We start from the raw sequence: 20,853 nt of genomic DNA, 5'->3' as shown, positions 1-20,853 counted from the left end.
TGTTCCACTTTTCCACGATGAAGGACTGCGGGACACTGCGGGGCACGCGCTCTTCGACGCTCTCGGCGGGGCGCGCGCGGTCGGCCTGTGGTGGGGAACGTTCTCTTCACTGGGGTGCGAACTCCAGGTGGAATCTGTCATGGACGGATGTGATGAGCCGGAGCAGCTCGTCATGGGTGGCGACGGTGCCCCGGACGAACGCCAGGCGCTGTGCGGGGTGGCGCCAGTCGACGGGCTGCCCCGGGGCCGTCGCCACGTCGACCTCGCCGACGCCGGGGAGGGCCCGTACGGCGTCGGCGCCGTCGATCGCCCGGACGGTGCCGACCGTGCGCGGTGGCACGATGAAGTACTCGAAGGTCACCGCCGCCGGCCGGGGGGCCGTGACGGGCTCGACGGTGCGTTCCAGGGCCAACTCGAAGGCGAGGGCGAGCAGATCGATGCCCAGCGCCCGGTCCAGCAGGCCCACGGCGCGCCCGCCGACGCGTCCGTTGACCTCGATGACGCGGGGGCCGTCCGGGGTGAGCTTCACCTCCGTGTGGGTCACCCCGGTCGTCACGCCGAGGGCCCGGACCGCGGCCGCGGCGAGTTCGGCGGCGTCCTTCTCCACGGCGGGCGTGAGGGTGGCGGGCAGGAACAGCCCGGTCTCCCGGAGCGGGTCCGCCAGGGCGAACTTGCCGGTGACGCAGAGGGTCGTGACCTCCGCGTGCTGCACGATGGCCTCGACGGAGACGTAGTCCCCCCAGTCCGGTCCGGCCACCGCAGGGTCCCCGGGCAGGTACTTCTCCACGACGAAGTCACGCGGGGCGCTGTCCGGGCCCGCCCGCCCGTCACCGGGGCCGAGGCCGGGGGCGAGGCCGAGGTCGGACAGGGCGCGCCGCTGCTGCTCGCGGTCCGCCAGCCGTACGGTGTCCTGGCTGCCCGCCCCGGTACGGGGTTTGAGCACCACGGGGTAGCCCAGGCGGGCCACGGCGGCGTCGACCTCGGCGGCGGAGCGCACCACGACGCTCGGGGTGTGGTCGACCCCCGCCGCAGCGAACGCCGCGCGCTGGTCGGCCTTGTCGGTGAGCAGCCGGACGGTGCCGGGCCGGTGGTAGGGCAGGCCGAGGGCCTCGGCGAGCCGCGCGGTGCCGGCGAGGCAGTACTCGCTGAAGGTGACGATGCCCACCGGGCCGTGCCCGCGCAGCAGTTCGGCGGCGGCGGGGGTGTCGTGCCCGCTGATCTCGCAGACCCGGGCCCGCCGGCGCATCCCCGCGAGCAGCGGCGCCACGCCCGGTACCGCCGGGTCGCAGACGAAGACCACGTCGCACAGGCCGCGGGCGGCGCCGAGGATCTCGGCGGGCCCCGCCGACCCCCTGCCGTAGACGACGGCGACCGTGGGAAGCGTGTCGGTCACGGGGACCCCGGGGAGCCGGCCGGGCCCGCGGGGACCGGTGCGGCGGGGGCCGCCTGGCTCCGGGCGGACTTCGGGGTCATGTCGTCCCACTCCTCCTCGATCCTGTGCAGGCAGTCCTCGCGGGACGCCGGCTCGCCCACCGTCCGCCACCCCTGGGGGACGTCGTGGTAGGTGGGCCAGATCGAGTACTGCTCCTCGTGGTTGACGACGACGTGGTACTGGTCCTCGGTCACGGCGCGTCGTTCTCCTTTGCCTTCGGGGCGAGCTCGGGCAGGCCGTGACGTTCCACAGCGGTCACGTACAACTCGCGCAGGAGCGGGTCGCGTACGCGGCCCCGTTCGTAGTGGGCGCGGAAGTTCTGATCGTAAATCTTGAACCAGGCGCGGTGCTTGTACAAGAAGAGCACATCGTGGGGCGCCATCCGGCGGATCGCGAACAGGCCGACGGGGGCCACGGAGACGGGGAAGAGCGGGTTGCGCACGGCCCGTTCGTCGCAGTGCGGATGGAACTGACCGACCATCAGCCCGTGGGCGACCGCGCTGTTCTTCAGGCCCTCGTACGCCTCGTCGAGGACCCGCCAGCCCTCCGGCCCGGTGGCCGGCAGCACCACGATGCGGCAGTCGAGGGAGGCTCCGGTGTGGGTGCGGCTGCGCTCGGTGCCGAGGGCGAACGTGGACATCTCCGCCTCCAGGGCCTCGCGCAGCTGCCGCTCGTCCTCCCCGGTGATGTCGTAGCGGAAGCTGAACTGGGCGTCCTTGCCGCTGAGGGCGGGCGGGATGAAGGGGCAGACCGGCCCGGTGCGGCCGATCTCGTCGTGGGGCCGGCTGATGTACTGGCGCAGCCAGGTGTGGACCTGGGCGAAGTCCCGGGCGTGCCGGGCGGGTGACTGGGGTTCGATCACCCGGATCCACAGGCCGTCCATTCTGGCCAGATCATTGTCCTGATCCTGCATCACCTGCGTCATGCGGCGGCCTCCTGTGCTCGGTCGCCGGGGAGTGTCGGGGTGGCGCTCGGGGCGGTCAGCCGGCACAGATCGGCGTACGTGGGAGCGGCGTAGAGCTGGGCGAAGTCGAGGGTCGGTCCGAGCTGGGTGCGCACCTGCTCGACCAGGCGCATCAGCCCCAGGGAGGTGCCGCCGTCGGCGAAGAAGTCGGAGTCGGGCAGCGGGCGGTGCCCCGTCTGGGACTCCCAGGCCGCGGCGAGTGCGGGGTGGCCCGGGGCGGCGGTGCCGGGCGCGTCGTGCGTCCGGGCGTCCGCGTCGTCCGCGTCGTCCGCGAGACGGGCGAGGGCGGCGCGGTCCACCTTTCCGGTGGGCCCCAGCGGAAGGGCGTCGACCGCGATGATCCGCTCGGCCACCAGATGGCGCGGGGCCCGCTGCCACGCGCCCCGGCGCACCGCGTCGGTGTCGACGGACGCCGGGGTGAGGAAGGCGGTCAGGACGGCGCCGTCGGGCCCGGTGCCGGCGATGACCACGGCGTCGTCGACGGCGGGGTCGGCGGCGAGGACCGCCGCCGCCTCCGCCGGATCGGTGCGGAAGCCCCTGACCTTCACCTCGTCGTCGGCGCGCCCGAGGAAGTCCAGGGCGCCGTCGGGGAGGTGGCGTACGCGGTCACCGGTGCGGTACATGCGAGCACCGGGCCGGGCGGAGAAGGGGTCGGGCACGAACCGCGCGGCGGTCGCGGCGGGGTCGTGCAGGTAGCCGCGGGCGAGCCGGGGGCCGCCGAGGTAGAGCTCGCCCTCCGCGCCCGGGGCGACGGGCCGCAGCCGTTCGTCGAGGACGTGGCACGTCGTTCCCGCGATGGCGGCGCCGATGGGGAACGCGGCGGACTGCTCGCGGTCCCACGCGGCGGCGTCCCCCAGGGTGCTGAAGGTGGTGTTCTCGGTCGGGCCGTAGCCGTTGACCAGCCGGGTGGCGGGGTGGACGGCGGTGAAGGAGCGCGCGGCGCCGGCCGGGACGGTGTCACCGCCGGTGACGAGGGTGCGCAGGGTGCCCAGCGCCGGGCCGTGGTGGGTGGCCATGAGGCGGAAGAGCGGGGCCGTCAGCCAGGCCGTGGTGATCTGCGGCCGGGCCAGCAGGGCGGCCAGTTCGTGGAGCGCGAGGGGGTGGTGGTCCGCGGCCGTGATCCGGGCCCCGGCCAGCAGCGGGGACCAGATCTCGAACGTGGACGCGTCGAAGGCGAGGGTGGAGTGCAGGAGCACGCCGTCGCCGGGGCCCAGCCGCAGGGACTCCGCCCCGAGCGCCAGCCCGGTGATCCCCCGGTGGGTGACGCCCACGGCCTTGGGGGCTCCCGTGGTGCCGGAGGTGAACATGATGCAGGCCAGGTCGTCGGGGCCGGCCGGTGCGGACGGCACCGCTGTGGTGGTCCGCTCCGTGAGGAGGGAGGGGATGTCGTGCACGGGGATGCCCAGGTCCGCCACCGGTGGGCGGTCGGCGTGCAGGGCCAGGGCCGCCCGGGCCGTGCCGGCCATGAGCCGGACGCGGTCCGCCGGGTACCGGGGGTCCACCGGGACGTAGCAGCCGCCCGCCATCAGGACGGCCAGCATGGCGAGGACGGTCCGCTGGTCGCCGTGCCCGACGATCAGCACGGCGGCACCGGAGTCGACGCCCTTCGCCCGGAGCGACGCCGCCGCGGCGCGCGCCCGCGTCAGGAGTTCCCCGTAGCGGATCTCGCCGTACCGGTCGGCCAGCGCCACGCGCTCGGGGAACGCCTCGGCGACGGCGGTGAAGCACTGCTCGATCCGGGCGTGCGGCGCGGTCGTCATCGTGCCCCCGAGGGGTGCTTGCGGGCGTTGCCGAGGCCGGTGGTTGCGGTGCCGGTTCCGGGGCCGGGGTACGGGCCGGGGTCGGGGTGCGGGGTGAACACGGCGCGCGGGCTGGGGTCCGGGGTCAGGGCGATGGCCGGTCGCAGCCCGGTCGCGGCCCGGTCGCCCAGCAGGGTGAACCGGCCGTGCGCGAGGATCGTCGCCGTGGCGAGCTGCGCCTCCAGCAGTGAGAACTGCCGCCCCAGGCACTGGTGGGGGCCCGCCCCGAAGGGGAAGTACTGCTGGACGGGCGGGCGCCGGCCCAGGAAGCGCTCCGGACGGAACTCCTCGGGCGCCTCCCACAGGGCCGGGGCGCGGTGGATGGCGTAGGTGCTGGCCAGGACGAGGTCGCCGGGCTCCAGCCGAACGCCGGCCGCCTCGACGGGGGTGTCGATGCGGCGGAACAGCGCCCACGCGGGCGGGTGCAGCCGCAGCGATTCCTCGACCACCGCCAGGGTGTACGGCAAGGTTCCCTGGGGGATCGACGGCGCGGCGCGCAGGGAGCGGAGGTCGGTGGAGCGGACCTCGTCGAGGGTGCGGGCCAGGGCCGGGGGAGAGCCGGCCAGGTTGTGGAAGGTCCAGGTGAGCAGGGTGCCCATGGTCTCCACGCCAGCCACGAAGATCGACATCAGTTCCTCGCGCAGCACGTCCTCGGGGCGGTCGCCGAGCGCGTCCCCCCGCTGGTGCAGGGCGGCGACGAGCGACGGCAGGACCCCGTCGGCCGTGGCCGCCGCGGGCGCCCGGGCGGCCCGGTGCGCGATGAACTCCTCCAGCACCGCCCTGTCCCGGGCGAACGCCTCGCCGTCCGCGTCGGTGACGGTCTCCGGGGCGAACAGCCGCCGGTCCAGGTAGTGGACGGCCGTGTCCACCGTCGAGGCCAGGGAGGTCAGTTCGGCGCCGGTCAGCTCCGGGTCCACGAGCCGGAGGATGATCTCGATGCTCAGCTGCTGGAGGGTGTGTCCGAGGTCGAACTCGCGGCCCGCCCCGGGCAGCAGCCGACGGCGGACGAAGTCCTCCGCGCTCTCCAGCACCAGGGTGTGCAACTCGGCCACGGCCCGGGCCGAGAACATCGGGCGCAGCAGGGCGCGGCGGTGGCGCCACTGCTCCCCGGAGGCGACCACGAACAGTCCGCTGCCCACCAGTTCGCGCAGCAGCCCGCGGTGGTTGCGGGTGCCGTGGGCGAGGGCCGCGGCGGCGACGGCGGGCTCCGCCGCGACGATCAGCCGCGTGCCGTCGTCCAGCGGGACGGCGCTGACCGTCCCCTCGTCGCGCAGCCGTGTCATCAGCCCCAGGGGGTCGCTGCCGAGCTCCTGGTCGAACTCCTCGTAGCCGACCGAACTCACGGTGATGCTCGCCATGGCTAACCCCGCCCCTCGGCGGACTCTTCCGCGTCTTCCGCGAGCGTGATGATCTGCTGGGAGTGGTCGTTCATCGTCCAGCCCTCGGCGGTGCGCACGGAGGTGCGCTGCTGCTCCGTGTAGCCCCTGCCCCGGTCGTGGAAGTGCCAGGCGAACGGCGGGCGGAGCAGCCGGCGTTCGACCGGGGTCCACTCCTCGCCCGGGAGGTCCTCGGGCACGGGCGCGGGAGCGGTGTGCTGCACCATGCCCGCGGTGTAGCGGCAGAAGACGACCCGGCGTTCGAAGTCGGCGGCCCAGGGCCAGCTGCCGTGGGTGGCGGTGTCCGCGAAGAGGACCACCGAGCCGGCCCTGACCGGGACGCGGGAGACCCAGTCGCCGACCTTCTGCCAGGTCTGGAAGTCCTCCGGGATCTCGAAGGCCGACTTGTGGCTGCCGGGGACCACCGCGAAGCCGCCTTGGTCGGCGAGGGCGTCGGTGAGGCAGAACGCGACGATCAGGTGTCCGCCGTAGATCCGGCCGTCGCGGACCTGGTAGGTCAGCGGCGGGTACTCCCACGGGGTGTTGCCGTTGTGCAGGATCAGCGCTCCGGCGCCCTTGCGGGCGTAGAGCACCTGGCCCTCGTCGTAGCGCAGGTCGGCGCCGAGTACCTCCTCCAGGTGCGGCAGCACCTTCTCGTGGCTGATCAGGTCGCGCACCGGGCGCGGGGTGGTGTGGAGCGGGCCGGCGTTGGCGATGAACGGGTTGTACCGCTTGAGCAGCGGGTATCCGAGCTTGTTCTCGCCCTCCCACAGGCCGTGGCCGTCGAGGGCGGCGTTGACGGCGGCGAGTTCCCGCGCGGAGAGGACGTCCTCCAGGACCAGGTAGCCGCGCAGGTCGAACAGGTACTTCTGCTCTTCGTCCATGACTTTTCCCCTTGTGTCGGATGTGTCGGATGTGCCGGAGAGCGGGCGGTCGGGGCACGGGCGCGACGGGCGCACCGCGCGGGAGGTGCGGCTGGGGCGTAGCTCAGCTCTGGTCGGGTTCGAGCTCCGCCAGGGCCCGGGCGAGGTGCCCGCGCAGTTCGGCCTGCGGGAAGAGGTCGACGGCTCCGGTCAGGAGCACCGAACACCCTCCCGAGCGGGCCGGTTGCACGTGGAGGACGAGGTCGAGGTCCGCCCAGTGCTCGGGCACGGTGTCGTGGGGCAGGTCGTCCGGCACCACGGCCGGGTTCTCCTCCGGCCCGTGGACGACCAGCCCGGCCGCGCAGACCGGCGGCCGGACCGCGGGGTCGACCGGATCGGCGAGCTCGGCGATGTGCAGCAGCGGCAGGTCGGCGTGGTCCAGGGCCGACAGCAGCGCCCGGTGGGCGTGGCCGGCCCCGGTGGCGCCGAGCACCACCGGCAGCAGGTCGACGGCGCGGCCGACGAGCGATTCCTCGGTGGCCGCCGAGCGGTGGGAGACCGGCATGCCGATCACCGTGGACGTGCCGCCCGACATCCGGGAGACGATCCGGCCGAGCAGGTCGAGGAAGGCGGCCGTGGTGGTCGTCCCCGCCGTCCGGCCCGCCTGCTGGAGGCGTGCGTACGCGTCGGCGGGGAGGACCTTCCGCACCCCGTGGTTGCGGAAGGTCCTCGGGCCGGTGCGGCGCTCGGCGAACGGGTCCGGGGGGACCGGGCCCAGGCTGGTGCGCCAGTACCGTTCCAGCTCGGCGCGCCGGGCCGTGCGGCGGACGGCCCTGGCGCGGGCGTAGTCGCTGTAGCGCGGGGCCGGTCGGGGCAGGTCGCGGCCGGCGAGCAGGGCGAGGAGCTCGTCGGCGAGGATGCCCACGGAGGCGCCGTCGCCCCGGTGGCGGGCCAGCCTCAGCAGCAGGTGCCGGACGGTGCCGTCCTCCCCGGCCAGCAGGACGACCTCCAGCCCCGGTGATCCTGCGGGCAGCGGCCGCTCGACCAGTGCGGTGTCCCAGTGGACCTGGGCGGGCCGGTCCGGCAGCGGGGCCACGGGGCAGGGCCGCCACGCGTCGTGCTGTCCCGTTCCGGCGGCCTCCGGTGTCGCCTCCGGGGCTGTCGGCCGCAGGGCCTCGTGCCGGGCGACCAGTGCGCGGACCGCCCGCTCCACGTCCTGCGGATCCACGGGGGCATCGAGCCTGAGCAGCAGTGGAATCGGGGGAGCGGGGTGTCCGAGGGCCCGTTCCTGCTGGGCCACCAGGAGCTGTTCGGGCGTCTGGGACGCGTCGGCTCCGGCGCCGTCGGCGGGAAGCGGCCGCGCGGCGGCGAGCAACGTCCTGACCTCGGTGGCGAGTTCGGCGGCCAGCGGATGCGTCAGGACGGCGCGCACGGGGACCTCCACCCCGAGGCGCCGGCTCAGCACGGAGGCGATCCGGGCCGCCCCCAGCGACGCCCCGCCGAGGTCGTAGAGATGGTCGTCCAGGGTGGCCGACGGCCGGTCGAGCGCCGCCGCGAACGCCTCCACCACGGCGGCGGCCACCCGGTCGTGGGCGGCGGCGGGGCCGGCCGCCGTGCGCGCGGAGCGCACCATGGCCAGCAGCGCGCGGCGGTCCGCCTTGCCGTTGGCGGTCACCGGCAGCCGCGGGAGCACCCGGATCTCGCCGGGCACCATGTACGGCGGGAGGGTACGGGCCAGATGGGCGCGCACCGCCGCCGGGTCCGGGGCGGGCTCGCCGGTGACGAAGCCCACCAGGCGGCTGACGCGTTCCCCGACGACGACGGTCGCCGCCTCCCGCACCCCCGGCGCGTCCACGACGTGCCGGTCCACCTCCTCCAGCTCCACCCGGTGGCCGCGCACCTTGACCTGGTTGTCGCTGCGGCCGACGAACTGCACGCTCCCGTCGGCGTTCCACCGCACCCGGTCCCCGGTGCGGTACATCCGCGAGCCCGGGGGACCGGCCGGGTCGGGCAGGAATCGGGCCGCCGTTTCGGCCGGACGGTCCCGGTAGCCGCGCGCCACCCCGGTGCCGCCGATGTACAGCTCGCCGGTGACCCCGATCGGCACCGGACGCAGCGCGCCGTCGAGGATGTGCAGGCGCACGCCGGAGACGGGGTGGCCCACGGGGGCGGTGCCGCCCTCGGCCCCCGCCGTGCACCGGTACGAGGTGGCGTCGATGCAGGTCTCGGACGGCCCGTACTGGTTGCGCAGTTCACCGTGGCCGACGCGCAGGTAACGGTCGGCCTGCGCCGAGGGCAGCGCTTCCCCGCCGCAGAAGACGACCCGGGCCGGCAGCCGGCGCAGATCCTCGTCGTCCAGGGCCGCGAGCAGCGATGGGACGACGTCGACCACGGTCGCGGAGTGCTCAAGGGCGGCCTCCACGAGGGCGGCCGGATGTGCCCCGAGGTCGACGCCGGGGAAGACCACGCCGGCCCCGGCGACCAGCGGTCCGAAGCACTGCCACAGCGACGGGTCGAAGACCAGGGGAATGGTCTGGAGCACCCGGTCGGGGGCGGCGAGGCCGATCGCCTCGCGGCGCCAGGCGAGTTCGTTGGCCAGCGCCCCCAGCGGCACCGGGACGCACTTGGGCGTACCGGTCGTGCCGGAGGTGAACACCGCGTAGGCCAGGTCCTGCGGGCCCGTGCGGGCCATGGGCGGCACCGCCGTGCCGGTGGCCGGGAGCTCCCGCGCGCCCCCTCGGGGGAGCCGGATCGTCCGCAGGGCCCTCCCCGGCGGGCCGCCGTCGGCGTCGTGCCCGGTGGCACGGTCCTCGGTGGCGTGGTCCCCATCGGTACGGCCCTCGTTGGCATCGGGGCCGTCGGCGTCGTGCCCGGGGGCGTCGGCCGTGCGGACGAGGAAGTCCGCCCGGGCGCTGCGCAGCAGGGCGCGGCGGCGTTCCGCGGGGTCGTCGGGGCGTAGCGCGATGATCCAGCCGCCGAGCCGCCAGACCGCCAGGGCCAGCGTCGGATAGTCGGCGCCCGCCGGCACGTCCAGGGCCACCGCCGAGCCGGGGCCGACCCCGGCCAGGGCGAGGTGGGCCGCCGCGCGCTCGGTGCGCTCGTGCAGCGCCCGGTAGGTGAGGTGGCCGTCGGCGGCATCCCGGACGGCGAACGCCTCGGGGGTGCGCCGCGCCCAGTCCGCGAAGGCCTCGTAGGGCAGGCGGGCCCCGGCCGCGGGCGGCGCCGTCGAGGCGGCCGCGATGGTCGCGCGCTCGGCCGGGTCGCGTGCGTCCAGCGCGGCCAGCGGCGCGTCGGGGGCGGCGAGTACGGAGGCGAGGCAGCGTCGGTAGGCCCGCCCGAGCCGGGCGAGGGCCGCGTCGGTGTAGTGCTGCGGGGAGCCGGTCAGCCGGACGACGGCGGTGTCGGCGTGTTCCGTGAGCTGCACGGTCAGCGCGCCCTGGTCGCCCTGGACGCGCACCGGCAGGGGGGTGACCGTGAGGGGGCCGGCCGGGCGCGGCCGGTTGTCCTCGTGGGTCAGGACGAAGGCGGCGGCGGGTACGGGCACGGCGGTGTCGTCGGAGGTCAGGGGGAGGGTCGGGTGCTGCGAGCCGGTCAGGAGCTGCTCGCCGGTCCGCCGGGCCAGCGCGGCGAAGCCCAGCGCGGGCGGCAGGGACAGGGCGAGGGGCATCGCGGAGACGAAGGCGCCCACGGTGAGGTCGTAGCGCTCCGCCGCCCGGTTGGCGGTGGGAACGCTCACGGAGGCCGTCCGGGTGCCGGTGACCGCGCTCCAGGTGGCCGCGAACGCGGCGAGCCACACCGCGTGCGCCGTGCAGGCGTGCCGCCGGGCGAACGCGTGGACCTGCCGGGTGAGGTCCGGGGGCAGCGCCAGCTCGGCGTGCGGCATCCGGGCGGCCTGCTGCGCGGTGGCGTGCTGCGCGGTGGCCTGCTGCGTGGCGGCCTGCTCCGTGCTGGCCGGGTCGACGGCGAAGGGGAGTTCGGCCCCGTCGTCGGCGCGGCCGCTGGAGCGGGCCCAGTGGGCGGCGTGGGCGGCCAGCGCGGCCCGCCCGTCCGGTGACTGCTCCCAGCGGACGTAGTCGAGGTGCTGGGCGGCCGGCGCGGGACGGGTGGAACCGGGGCCGTCCCCGGCGGCGTACGCGTCCAGCAGGTCGTCGATCAGCACCCCCAACGACCATCCGTCGCAGACGGCGTGGTGGAAGGTCAGGAGGAGGGTGTGCTGCTGCGGCCCCTGGGTCAGCAGGACGGCGCGGACGTACGGGGGCCGGTCCAGGCGGAACGGGCGCGCCGCCTCGGCGTCGAGTGCCTGGTCCCGCTCCGGCGCTCCCGCGGGCAGTTCCCGTATCTCCAGCGGGATGCGGGCGGGCAGGTCGAAGCGCTGCCGGGGCACCCCGTTCTCCTGGCCGAAACGGGTTCGCAGGGCCAGATGGCGGGCGGCGAGGGCGTCCAGGCACGTGCGGAGCCGGTCGATGTCCGGCGGGCCCGCGAGCTGGAGGGCCAGGGGCACGGTGTAGGCCGCCGACGCGGTGGGGGACGCCTGTTCGGCGAGCCACATCCGGTACTGGGTGACGGAGAGGGGGTGGCTGCCGGCCACGGCCTCCGGGCGGTACGGGAACGCCGGTTCCGAAGGCGCCAGTGCCGGTACGGAAGCCGCCGGTGGCGCGGCCGCGGGGCTGCGCCCCTGGAGCCGGGCGGCCAGTTCGGCGCGCTGCCCGGGGGTGAGCCGGTCGAGGGGCGAGGCGGTCATCCGAGCTCCTCCCCGGCCTCGGAAAGGATCTGCTGGGCGATCAACCGCTCGACCAGCGCGTACTGGAGCCCGATGGACCGGGCCCGCAACAGCTCGCCGACGGGGACGTCGACGCCGAACCGGCGGCTCATCCCGCGCGCCAGCCGGGCCACGGTGAGCGAGTCACCGCCCAGCTGGAAGAAGTCGGCCGTGTCGGGCACGTCGGTCACCCCCAGCTGTTCGGCCCACAGGGCGCGGAGGATCGCGACGGGGGTGTCCGCGACGGGCTCGACCGCGTCGGCGACGGCCGCCCGGGCGGGTGGTCCTGGCGGTGCTCCGGGTGCCGGGGCGGCCGGCACCGGGTGGCGCGGGCCGTGGAACGGATAGGTCGGCAGGGGGACGGAGCGCCCGGGCGCCTGGAGCGGGGAGAGGTCCAGGGGGAGGCCGGAGCACCACAGCCGGCCGATCGCCGTTAGTACCGGGCGGGCGGTGGAAGCCGCCGGGGCGTGTGCCGGTGGCGAGGAGCCCAGCAGCGGGATCGCGGGCAGCCCGGCGGCTTCCGCGAAGCCGCTCAGCACCCGGCCGGGCCCCACCTCGACCGCGACGGCGTCGGGGAACTTCGCCCGGGCCGTCGCCAGCGCGTCCGCGAAGCGCACCGGCCGGCGGGCGGCCCGGGCGAAGTGGCCGGGGTCGGTGAGCGAGCCTTCGGGCAGCAGCTGCCCCTCCGTGTTCTCGATCCACGGCAGGACGGCGGGGCGCACCTCGGCGGCCGTCGGTGTGCCCTGCAGTGCGTCGGCCGCCGGTTCGATCAGCGGGGAGTGGAAGGCGCGGGACGACCGCAGCACCTTGGCCGCGTACCGGTCGCCGATCCGCTCCCGGAAGGCCGCCACCGCCTCGGGGGGCCCGGCGAGTACGGTGCTCGTGGCGGCGTTGACCGCCGCGACGCCCAGCTCGGTGCCGGTCTCGGCCAGCAGGGCCCGGGCCTCGGCCTCGCCGCAGGCCAGGGAGACCATCGCGCCCGGGGCGCAGTCCTGCATCAGCTGGGCCCGGCGTGCCACCAGGCGGGCCGCGGTGTCGAGGGCGAGGGCGCCGGCCAGGGTCGCCGCCGTGATCTCCCCCAGGCTGTGCCCGAGCAGCGCGCAGGGCACCAGGCCCAGGGCGAGCAGCGCCGTCCCGGCGGCGTACTCGACGGCGAAGAGCGCGGGCTGGGCGAGCGCCGTCCGGGCGAGCCGTTCGGCGGGGAAGGCGGCGTCGTGCAGCGCCTCGTCGACCTCGCGGGCGAGCCCGGGGGAGAAGGCGGCCAGGCAGGCGTCCAGCGCGGCGGCGAACGGGGGCAGGGCGGCGGCGAAGGGCGCCGCCATGCCGGGGAACTGCGTCCCCTGCCCCGGGAAGAGCAGCAGCGCCGGGGCGGGGTGCGCCGCGGGCTCCGGTGTCGCCTCGGCCGGGGCCCGCAGCGCCGCCGCGACCTCGGCCACGTTCGCGCCCACCGCCGAGGAGCGGTACGGGAGTTCCGCCCGCCGGGTGAGGGTCCGGCCGACGTCCGCCAGCGAGGGGGCGGCTTCGGCGTCCGCCAGGTGCGCGGCGAGCCGCTCCCGCATGCGGGCGAGGGCCCGCGGGTCCTTCGCGGAGAGCACCACCAGCCGTTCCCGCCCGGGCGGCGGGGCGGGCGGTGCGGCGGCCGGCTCCGGCGGCTGCTCCACCAGCATGTGCACGTTGGTCCCGCCCACGCCGAACGAGCTCACCGCGGCCCGGCGCGGCTGCGGGCCCCGCCACGGCCCGGCCTCGGTGGGCAGGGACAGCGGCGAGTCCTCCCGTTCCAGCAGCGGATTGGCCCGGCTCAGCCCGGGAAGCGCGGGCACGTACCCGTGCCGGAGCACCAGCAGCGCCTTCACCAGCCCGGCGAGTCCGGCGGCGGCGTCGAGGTGGCCGATGGTCGCCTTGAGCGCGCCGACCGGGATGCTGCCGGGAGCGGCACCCAGCGATCGGTACACCGCCGAGGCGGCGGACCACTCGATGGGGTCGCCGACGCGGGTGCCGGTGCCGTGGCTCTCCAGGTAGCCGACGGACGCGGCGTCGACGTCGGCGGCGGCGAGCGCGGCGCGGATCGCCTGCTCCTGGCCCGCCGCCGACGGCGCGAGGAAGCCCGCTTTGGCGGTGCCGTCGTTGTTGACGGCGGAGCCCAGCAGCACTCCGTGCAGGGGGAGCGGACCGTCCGCCACGTCCTCGTGGCGGCGCAGGACGACGCCCAGCGCGCCCGAGCCGCCGAGGGTGCCGTCCGCCGAGGCGTCGAAGGGGCGGCAGTGCCCGCTGAGCGACATCACTCCGCCGGCCATGGGCAGGTGCCCCGCCTGGGGGGCGTTGGCCGACGCGGCGAGCACCAGGGCCTGGTCGCACTCCCCGTTGTTCAGCGCCTGGACGGCCAGGTGGGCCGCGACGAGCGAGGAGGAGCAGGCCGTGAGGACAGTGAGCGCGGGCCCGGTCAGCCCCAGTTTGTAGGCGATGCGCGTCGCGAGGAAGTCGCGTTCGTTGACCAGGAGCGCCTCCTCGAACTCCGGGGGCGCCAGCGAGCCGGAGGCCAGGAGGGCCCGCAGATGACCGCTGCCGCTGGCGGCCGCGTACACCGCCGTCCGCAGCCCGTCGCCGGCCGTGACGCTGTGGCCGGCGTCCTCCAGGGCGGCCCAGGCGCACTCCAGCAGCAGCCGGTGCTGCGGGTCCGTCAGCCCGGCCTCGCGGGGGCTGACGCCGAAGAACTCGTGGTCGAAGCGGTCGGCATCGTCGAGCGGCCCGTGGACGGGGACGTAGGCCGGATCGTCGGCGAGGGACGCGGGGACGCCACGGGCCGACAGCTCCTCCCGGCTCAGGCGCCGGGTCAGCACCCGCCCGTCGCGCAGGGCCTGCCACAGCTGTGCCAGATCGGCCGCTCCGGGGAAGCGCCCCGTCATGCCGGTGACGGCGATGTCGAGGGAACGGTCGCGGTTCATCGGTCGGCCTCCTGGGCGCGGCGGTCGCGGAGCGTACGGGCCGCGTCGCCGCGTCGGCGACGGGACGATCCGGCTGAGGGCGGTGGTTCCGCCCCGGGGGCGGGCGGCGCGGCCGTCGTGCTGCGCGCCAGCCGGGCCGCGAGGTCGGCGACGGTGCTGTGGCGGAAGAGGTCGAGGATCGGCAGCCGGACGCCGGTGTGCCGGTGCAAGGCCTCCTGGAGCGCCGGCACCAGCAGCGAATGCCCCCCGAGGTCGAAGAAGTTGACGTCGCCGGGAACGTCGACGACGCCCAGGACCTCCCGCCACGCCGCGGTGACCGCCGCGTGCCCGGGCGACACGTCCCCGGCGGGCCGGGCGAGCGCCGAGGCCCGGCGCCGGTCCGCCTCCTGCTCCAGGGCCCGCCGGTCGACCTTGCCGTTGGGGGTGACGGGCAGCCGCTCCAGCCCGTGGACGACGGCGGGGACCATGAACTCCGGCAGCAGCTCGGCGACTTCGCGCCGTACGGCTTCCGGCCGCCCGCCGCCGGTGACGAAGCCGACGAGGCGCGCGCCGCCGTCGGCGACCACGGCCGCCTCCCGGACGCCCTCGGCGCCGCGCAGCGCCGCCTCCACCTCGGCGGGCTGCACCCGGTGGCCCCGGACCTTGATCTGGTGGTCCAGCCGGCCGACGAAGGCGAGCGCCTCCGGCGCCCGCCACCGCACCCGGTCGCCGGTGCGGTACATCCGGGCCCCCGGCTCGCCGCTGAACGGGTCGGGCAGGAAGGCGTCGGCCGTCTCGGCGGGCCGGCCGACGTACCCCCGGCCCACGCCCGCGCCGCCGACGTACAGTTCGCCGTCGACCCCCGGGGGGACGGGGCGCAGGGCGTGGTCCAGGACGTAGAGGCGGTAGCCCGGTACCGGGCCGCCGATGTCGACGGCCTCCGGCCCGTGGTAGCGGCGGTAGCTCGCCCAGACGGTGGCCTCGGTGGGCCCGTACTCGTTGATCAGCGCCACCCGGGGCAGGACGGCGAAGTGGCGCCGCAGCAGCTCGTCCGGGAGCGGCTCCCCGGCCGTGACGACCTCGCGCAGGCTGCGCACCGCGTCGGGGCCGGCCCGGTCGGCGGCGGTGAGCAGCAGGGCGTGGAGCGAGGGCACGCACAGCAGCCGGGTGACCTGGTGCCGGGCGATCAGGGCGACCAGGGCCTCGGGGTCGCGGACCTCGTCGTCGCTCGCGACGACCAGGCGGCCACCGGCCGACAGCGTCCCCCAGATGCCGGCCGCGGCCGAGTCGAACGCCGCGGGCGAGAGCAGCAGGAAGACCGGCCGCCCCGGATAGACGGTGCGGCGGGCGGCCGTGGAGGAGGCCAGCGTGCCGTGCTCGATCACCACGCCCTTCGGCCGCCCGGTCGTGCCGGAGGTGTAGATGACGTACGCGGGATCGTGCGGTCCGGGCGGGAGGGGGACGGCGGGCGCGGGACTTCGGTCGGCGCCCGGATCGGCCGTCGAGGGCAGTGGGACCAGTGGGACCAGGGGGACCAGCGGCAGCCCGAACGTGGCCGCCCGCCCGGCCATGGCCGCGTCGGTGACGACGGCGGAGGCCCCGCAGTCGGCCAGGCACGCCGCCATGCGGGAGTCGGGGTGCCGGGGATCGAGCGGGACGTACGCGGCACCGGCGAAGTGCACGCCGAGCAGCGCGGTCATCAGGCCCGCGGACCGCTCGGTCAGCACCGCCACCTGGGCGCCCCGGCCCGCGCCCCGGCCCGCGCCCTGGGCGGCCAGCCGGGCCGTCAGCCGGGCGGCGAGGTCCAGGGCGTCGGCCCGCAGCCGCCCGTACGTGAGCTGCTCGCCCCCGGCGACCACGGCGGTCCGCTCCGGTGCCTCCCGGGCGATCCGGGCGACGAGCTCGCTCACCGGGACCACCGGCGCGAACGGTTCCGGGCCCCGCCCCCACTCCAGGGGGAGGCGCCCCGGGTCCAGTGCCACGGGGAGCGCGGCCGGCGCGGAGGGCTCGGCGGCCAGCGCGAGCAGCGCCCCGCGGATCCGCTCGGCCAGCTGCCAGGCCTGGTCCGTCGTCCACCGGTCGGTGCGGTGGAGCACGTCCAGCCGGGCGCCGTCAGGGGTCTCCCGGAGCAGGATCTCGACGTCGTACTTCGCGATGGCCGCCGGGATCTCCACCGGGCGGGCGCGGACGCCGGGCGGCGTGGCCGTCGCCGTGGCCGGCTGCTCATGGTCGACCAGCACCTGGAACAGGGGGGCCTGCCCCGGACCGGCCCGCAGACCGAGCTCCCGGACGAGTTCGTCGAAGGGGTGCGCGCGGTGCGCGTGCGCCCGTAGGAGGGCCGCGTGCGCCTGGGCGACCGCCTCGCCGGCGGTGCCGCCGGGGCGGGGGCGCAGCCGTACCGGGACGGGGTTGACGAAGAGGCCGACGGCCTCGCTGAAGCCGGGCGGTCGGACGTCCATGGTGGTACCGACCAGGACGTCGCCCGCCGCGCCGTACCGGTCGGCCGTGACCGCGAACGCCGACAGGACGAGGACGAGGGCCGTGGTGCGGTGCGTCCGCGCCGCCTCCGTCACGCGCCGCCACTGCGCCGCGTCCAGCGGGACGCCGACCGTCGCCGCGGTGCGCCGGTGCGGGCCCGGCCGGGGCCCGCCGAGGGCGACCGGCGAGTGGGCGCAGACGCCGGCGAGCTCCTCGGCCCAGAACCGGCGCAGCCGTTCGGCCTCGGCGGGCGACGGCCCGGGGACGGCGCCCGCCGGGGCGGGCGGGAGCGCCGGGCCGCCGGCCAGCCGGCTCAGCAACTGCTCGGTGATCAGCTCCGTGGAGCGGCGGTCGAGCACGAGGTGATGGCCGACGAAGACCAGTACGTGGTCCTCGGGGCCGGTCCTGAGCACCCGCAGCTCGACCAAGGGCTCCTCGAACAGGTCGAAGGGCCGGTGGGCCACGCGCCGCAGGTGCTCCGCCAGGGCGTGCCCGGGCACGTCCCGCACGCTCACGGTGAACGCCGTGAGGGGCCACTGCCCGCGCCCGGGGGCCACGTCGTCGTCGATGACCCGCAGCCGCGTCTCGGGGTGGGCGGTCAGCACGTCGCGCCAGGCCGACTGCAGGCGCGCGGGATCCAGCGGACCGCTCAGCCGCAGCGCCCAGTACACGGTGAACTCGTGGCTGTCCGGCTCCGCCCGGTGCAGCAGCCACAGCCGCCGCTGGGCGGCCGACAGACCGGCGGGCGCAGCCGTGGACGGGCCCTCGCCGCCGGCGGGCGCGGCCCGCGCGATCAGGTGCCGCAGCCCTTCCGGTGTGGGGTCGCCGAAGAACGAGGCGAGGTCGACGCGCACCCCGCACTCCTGGTTGACCTCGGCGACGAGCCGGGCCGCGTCGAGTGAACTCCCGCCGCAGGAGAAGAAGTTGTCCCCGTTCGAGGCGGGCGGGCGGCCGAGCGTCAGCGCCCAGAGCCGGACGACGGGGTCCGCGCCGCCGTCCGGCGGCCGCACGGGCGCGGGCACGGGCAGGGCGCGTTCGTCGACCTTGCCGCTGAGCGTGAGCGGGAACGCGTCGACGACCTCGATGTGCGCGGGCACCGCGGCGGGCGCCAGCCGCCGGGCCGCGAGGCCGCGCAGCTCCCCCGGCACCGGAACCGGCCCCGGGCGGCGGGGGGTGACCCAGGCGAGGAGCCCCGCCGTCCCGGTCGGGCCCCGGCGGGCCACGTAGGCGTCCTGGACGCCCGGCGCGGCGCGCAGCACCTCCTCCACCTCGTACGGGTCGACCCGCTGGCCGCGCACCTTCAGCTGGTGGTCGGTCCGGCCGTGGTAGATCAGGTGTCCGTCGGCGCCGAGGGTGACGCGGTCCCCCGTGCGGTACATCCGGGCGCCGGGTGCCGGGGCGAAGGGGTCCGGGAGGTAGCGCTCGGCCGTGAGCGCGGGGGCGTTGAGGTAGCCGCGGGTGACCAGCGGCCCCGCGAGGTACAGCTCGCCGCGGGAACCGACCGGCACGGGGCGGAGGTCGGCGCCCAGGACGTAGGCCGAGGTGCCGTCGAGGGGCCGGCCGATGCTGGGGCTCCCGTACTCGTCGAAACCGCACCACGTGGTCTGGATCGTGACCTCGGTCGGACCGTAGCCGTTGGACCCCCTGACACCCAGCTCGCGCAGCCTGCGCCAGGTCGTGGCGTCGACCGCCTCGCCCCCGAAGTCCAGCTCCAGGCCCGTGCGTTGGAACATCTCCTCGACTCCGAAGGGGCGCATGGCGGCGAACATCGACGGCGAGGTGCTGAGCAGGCGCACGTCGTTGCGTTCGACCCACTCCACCAGCGCCTGCGGATCGCGGTACGTGGCCTGGTCGGCCACCACCAGGCAGCTGCCCCGGAAGAGGTAGAGGAGCTGCTGGAAGAAGACGTCGAAGGAGACGGCGGCGGTGACGCCGACCCGGGCGGCCCCGGCTCCGGCCGGCTGCGCGTCGACGAGGACGGCGAGGCCCCGGTGCTCGACCATGACGCCCTTGGGGCGGCCGGTGGTGCCCGAGGTGTGCAGGACGTACGCCAGATCGTGGGGGCGGGCGTCGCGGGCGTCTTCGGGGTGTGCGTTCTCGGCGTCGGGGGCCTCGGCGTGCGCGTCCTTGGTGCCCGGGGCCTCGTCGACGATCGTGAGCGACGCGTCGAGCCGGTGGCGCGACGCGGGGTCGCACAGCACGACGCGGGTGCCGGTGTCCGCCACGACGTAGGCGAGACGGGAGTCGGGCTGGGAGGGGTCGAGGGCGACGACATGGGCCCGCACCCGCCACGCCGCCAGCACGGACGCGACCAGGGCGACGCCCCGCTCGCGCAGGACGCCCACCGCGGTGCCCGGGCCCGCGCCGTGGCGGCGCAGGGCGGCGGCGAGCCGGGTGACCTCGCGGTCCAGGCCGGCGAAGGTGAGGAGGTCGTCGCCGCACCGCACCGCGGGTCGCTGAGGTTGTGTGCGCACCCAGGCGTCGAACCGCTCCATGAGGGGCTGTGCGTGCTCCGACGGATCGGTCGGCGCGACGATCAGGGACGGCGTCGCCGCGCTCGTCGAGCGGGGCAGCGGTGCCCCGGGGTCGCGGGCGAGGGCGAGCAGGACCCGGCGGTAGACGGCGAGCAGTTCGGCGGCGGCCGCGTTGGTCGTGCCGCCGCGCATCCGGCGCGTCACCGTCACCGAGGCGTCGTCCGCCCGTAAGCAGAGGTCGAATTCGAGGTCGAAACGCGTGAGGCCGATCGTCGCGCCGGGGTGCTCGGCGGGGGGAGCGGCTCCGGGAGCTTCGAGGGCATCGGGGACTTCAGGGGTCCCTGGGGGTTCAGTCGCTTCAGTCGCTCCGGGCGCCTCCGGTGTGTCTGCGACGGGTGCCGCCGCCGGCTCACGCACCGCTTCCATCGCGCGGACGGCGAGCCCGCCGAGTGCCGGCCCCGGGAGGGGGTCGCGCAGCTGGAAACTGACGGTGAGTCCGGGCGCTGCGGCGTCGAAGAGGTCCGCGCTCTCGTGGATCGGCTCGTGCGCGTGGGACAGCGCCTCGGCGACGGTCCGCCGCACACCGTCGCAGAGCTCGGCGCCGGAGGCTCCCGAGGGCCACCGCTGGCGCAGCGGGACCATCCGCGCGAAGCAGCCGACCAGCGGCACGGTGGCCGGTGTCCGGGAGGCGAAGGGTGTGGCGACCATGACGTCGGGGGCGTTGCCCTGCGTGGCGAACGCCGCGTAGAGGGCGGCGAGTCCCATGAGGTACGGGGTGACGCGCAGGCGGCGGGCCGCCGCGCGTACCGCGTCGGCCTCGTCCGGGGGCAGCGGGAGCACCAGGACGTCGGCGTCGGCCGTCCGGGGGCCCGGGGTGCGCGGCAGGGCCTCCGGCCACTGGGCGTCCGCCAGTTCGAGGGGCCAGAAGCGGGAGGGCTCCGCCGGCGCGGGCGGGTCAGGTGCCGTGGGCGGGGCCGCTGCCGCGGGCGGTGCCGGTGCCGGTTCCGGTGTGAAGGGGGGCCCGCCGGTGGTGCGGGCGTTGTACGCGGCGCCGATGTCCGCCAGCAGGTTCTCCAGCGACGCCCCGTCGCACGCGATGTGGTGCACCAGGAGGGAGAGCACATGGTGGTCCGGTCGGTGCCGGAACAGGTCGACGCGGACGGGGCAGTCGCGTCTCAGGTCGAACCGGTGGCGCCCGACGGGAGCCCAGGGTGCGGCGTCGGCCGTCGCGGCCGTGTCCACCGAGGCCGTGTCCACGGCGGCCGTGTCCACCGCGGTCCATCGCGGCTGCGGCGCGCCGGGAACCCAGGAGGGCACGCCGTCCTCGTCGACGAGCCGGCGGGCGAACACGGGGTGCCGGGCGACGGTCTCCTCGACGGCGCCCTTCAGGGCCTGCTCGTCGAGCTGCCCGCGCAGTTCCCAGACGCGGTGGATGTTGAAGGACTCCGGCTGGTCCCGACAGGTGAGCCAGATGCCGAACTCCGGGGCCGAGAGCGGGAATGCGAATTCGGCATCCGATGCCGGACCCGAATCCGAAACCAGGTCGCTCCTGTTCACTTCGGTTGCCCCTTCCGTACGTGCTGGCGACACTCGGCCGGTGGTCCGAGCGCGGGGTGTGCGAGAGGAGGAATGTCGCTGTGCGGCCATCCGGGCATGGGGCTCTGAAAACTCGAAGAGTTCGCCCGTGAGCGGGCCGATGCCGGTGACGGCGAATTGAGCGGGGAACCGGGGGCGCGTACGTGAAGGTGCGGTCGGCGCCATCGGGGATCGGTGCCCCGGGTCGGACC

9 protein-coding genes are annotated in these 20,853 nt (G+C 76.2%); all 9 read right to left on the bottom strand.

Annotation, left to right across the window (positions count from 1 at the left end; translation table 11 throughout):
• Nucleotides 1-106: 106 nt before the first annotated feature.
• The 9 genes from A6F73_RS33905 to A6F73_RS33865 all read right to left on the bottom strand — a co-directional run bounded on the left by A6F73_RS33905 (nucleotide 107) and on the right by A6F73_RS33865 (nucleotide 20,623).
• The gene (locus A6F73_RS33905; protein WP_063352194.1) at nucleotides 107-1,393 is read right to left on the bottom strand and encodes an ATP-grasp domain-containing protein; all 1,287 of its coding nucleotides are present in this window, start codon (nucleotides 1,391-1,393) and stop codon (nucleotides 107-109) included.
• Nucleotides 1,390-1,626, bottom strand: coding sequence for an MbtH family protein (locus tag A6F73_RS33900; protein WP_063352193.1), 237 nt, complete (start codon nucleotides 1,624-1,626; stop codon nucleotides 1,390-1,392). The genes A6F73_RS33905 and A6F73_RS33900 overlap by 4 nt, the downstream gene beginning before the upstream one ends.
• Nucleotides 1,623-2,357, bottom strand: a complete 735-nt coding sequence (locus tag A6F73_RS33895) for a DUF6875 domain-containing protein (protein ID WP_063352192.1) — start codon at nucleotides 2,355-2,357, stop codon at nucleotides 1,623-1,625. Before A6F73_RS33895 ends, A6F73_RS33900 begins: the two co-directional genes overlap by 4 nt.
• Complete coding sequence (locus tag A6F73_RS33890) at nucleotides 2,354-4,156, bottom strand: non-ribosomal peptide synthetase (protein WP_063352191.1); 1,803 nt, start codon at nucleotides 4,154-4,156, stop codon at nucleotides 2,354-2,356. Before A6F73_RS33890 ends, A6F73_RS33895 begins: the two co-directional genes overlap by 4 nt.
• A complete protein-coding gene (locus A6F73_RS33885) occupies nucleotides 4,153-5,553 on the bottom strand; it encodes a cytochrome P450 (RefSeq protein WP_063352190.1) in 1,401 nt (466 codons plus the stop codon). The genes A6F73_RS33890 and A6F73_RS33885 overlap by 4 nt, the downstream gene beginning before the upstream one ends.
• 2 nt (nucleotides 5,554-5,555) lie before the next feature.
• Nucleotides 5,556-6,455 (bottom strand): phytanoyl-CoA dioxygenase family protein, encoded by a 900-nt coding sequence (locus A6F73_RS33880; RefSeq protein ID WP_063352189.1) that lies wholly within the window; start codon nucleotides 6,453-6,455, stop codon nucleotides 5,556-5,558.
• A 103-nt stretch (nucleotides 6,456-6,558) separates the two neighbouring features.
• Nucleotides 6,559-11,175, bottom strand: a complete 4,617-nt coding sequence (locus A6F73_RS33875) for a non-ribosomal peptide synthetase (RefSeq protein ID WP_063352188.1) — start codon at nucleotides 11,173-11,175, stop codon at nucleotides 6,559-6,561.
• On the bottom strand, nucleotides 11,172-14,135 hold the full coding sequence (locus A6F73_RS33870) for a type I polyketide synthase (protein WP_063352187.1): 2,964 nt from the start codon (nucleotides 14,133-14,135) through the stop codon (nucleotides 11,172-11,174). Before A6F73_RS33870 ends, A6F73_RS33875 begins: the two co-directional genes overlap by 4 nt.
• Entirely contained in the window at nucleotides 14,132-20,623 is a 6,492-nt protein-coding gene (locus A6F73_RS33865) for a non-ribosomal peptide synthetase (protein ID WP_063352186.1), read from the bottom strand. Before A6F73_RS33865 ends, A6F73_RS33870 begins: the two co-directional genes overlap by 4 nt.
• Nucleotides 20,624-20,853: the final 230 nt, after the last annotated feature.

Origin of the sequence: Streptomyces sp. MJM8645 (assembly GCF_001625365.1) — a bacterium.
In the GTDB taxonomy this organism is placed as follows: domain Bacteria; phylum Actinomycetota; class Actinomycetes; order Streptomycetales; family Streptomycetaceae; genus Kitasatospora.
Note: the sequence above shows the minus strand (reverse complement) of the source record. Positions and strands in the feature narration are given on the sequence as shown.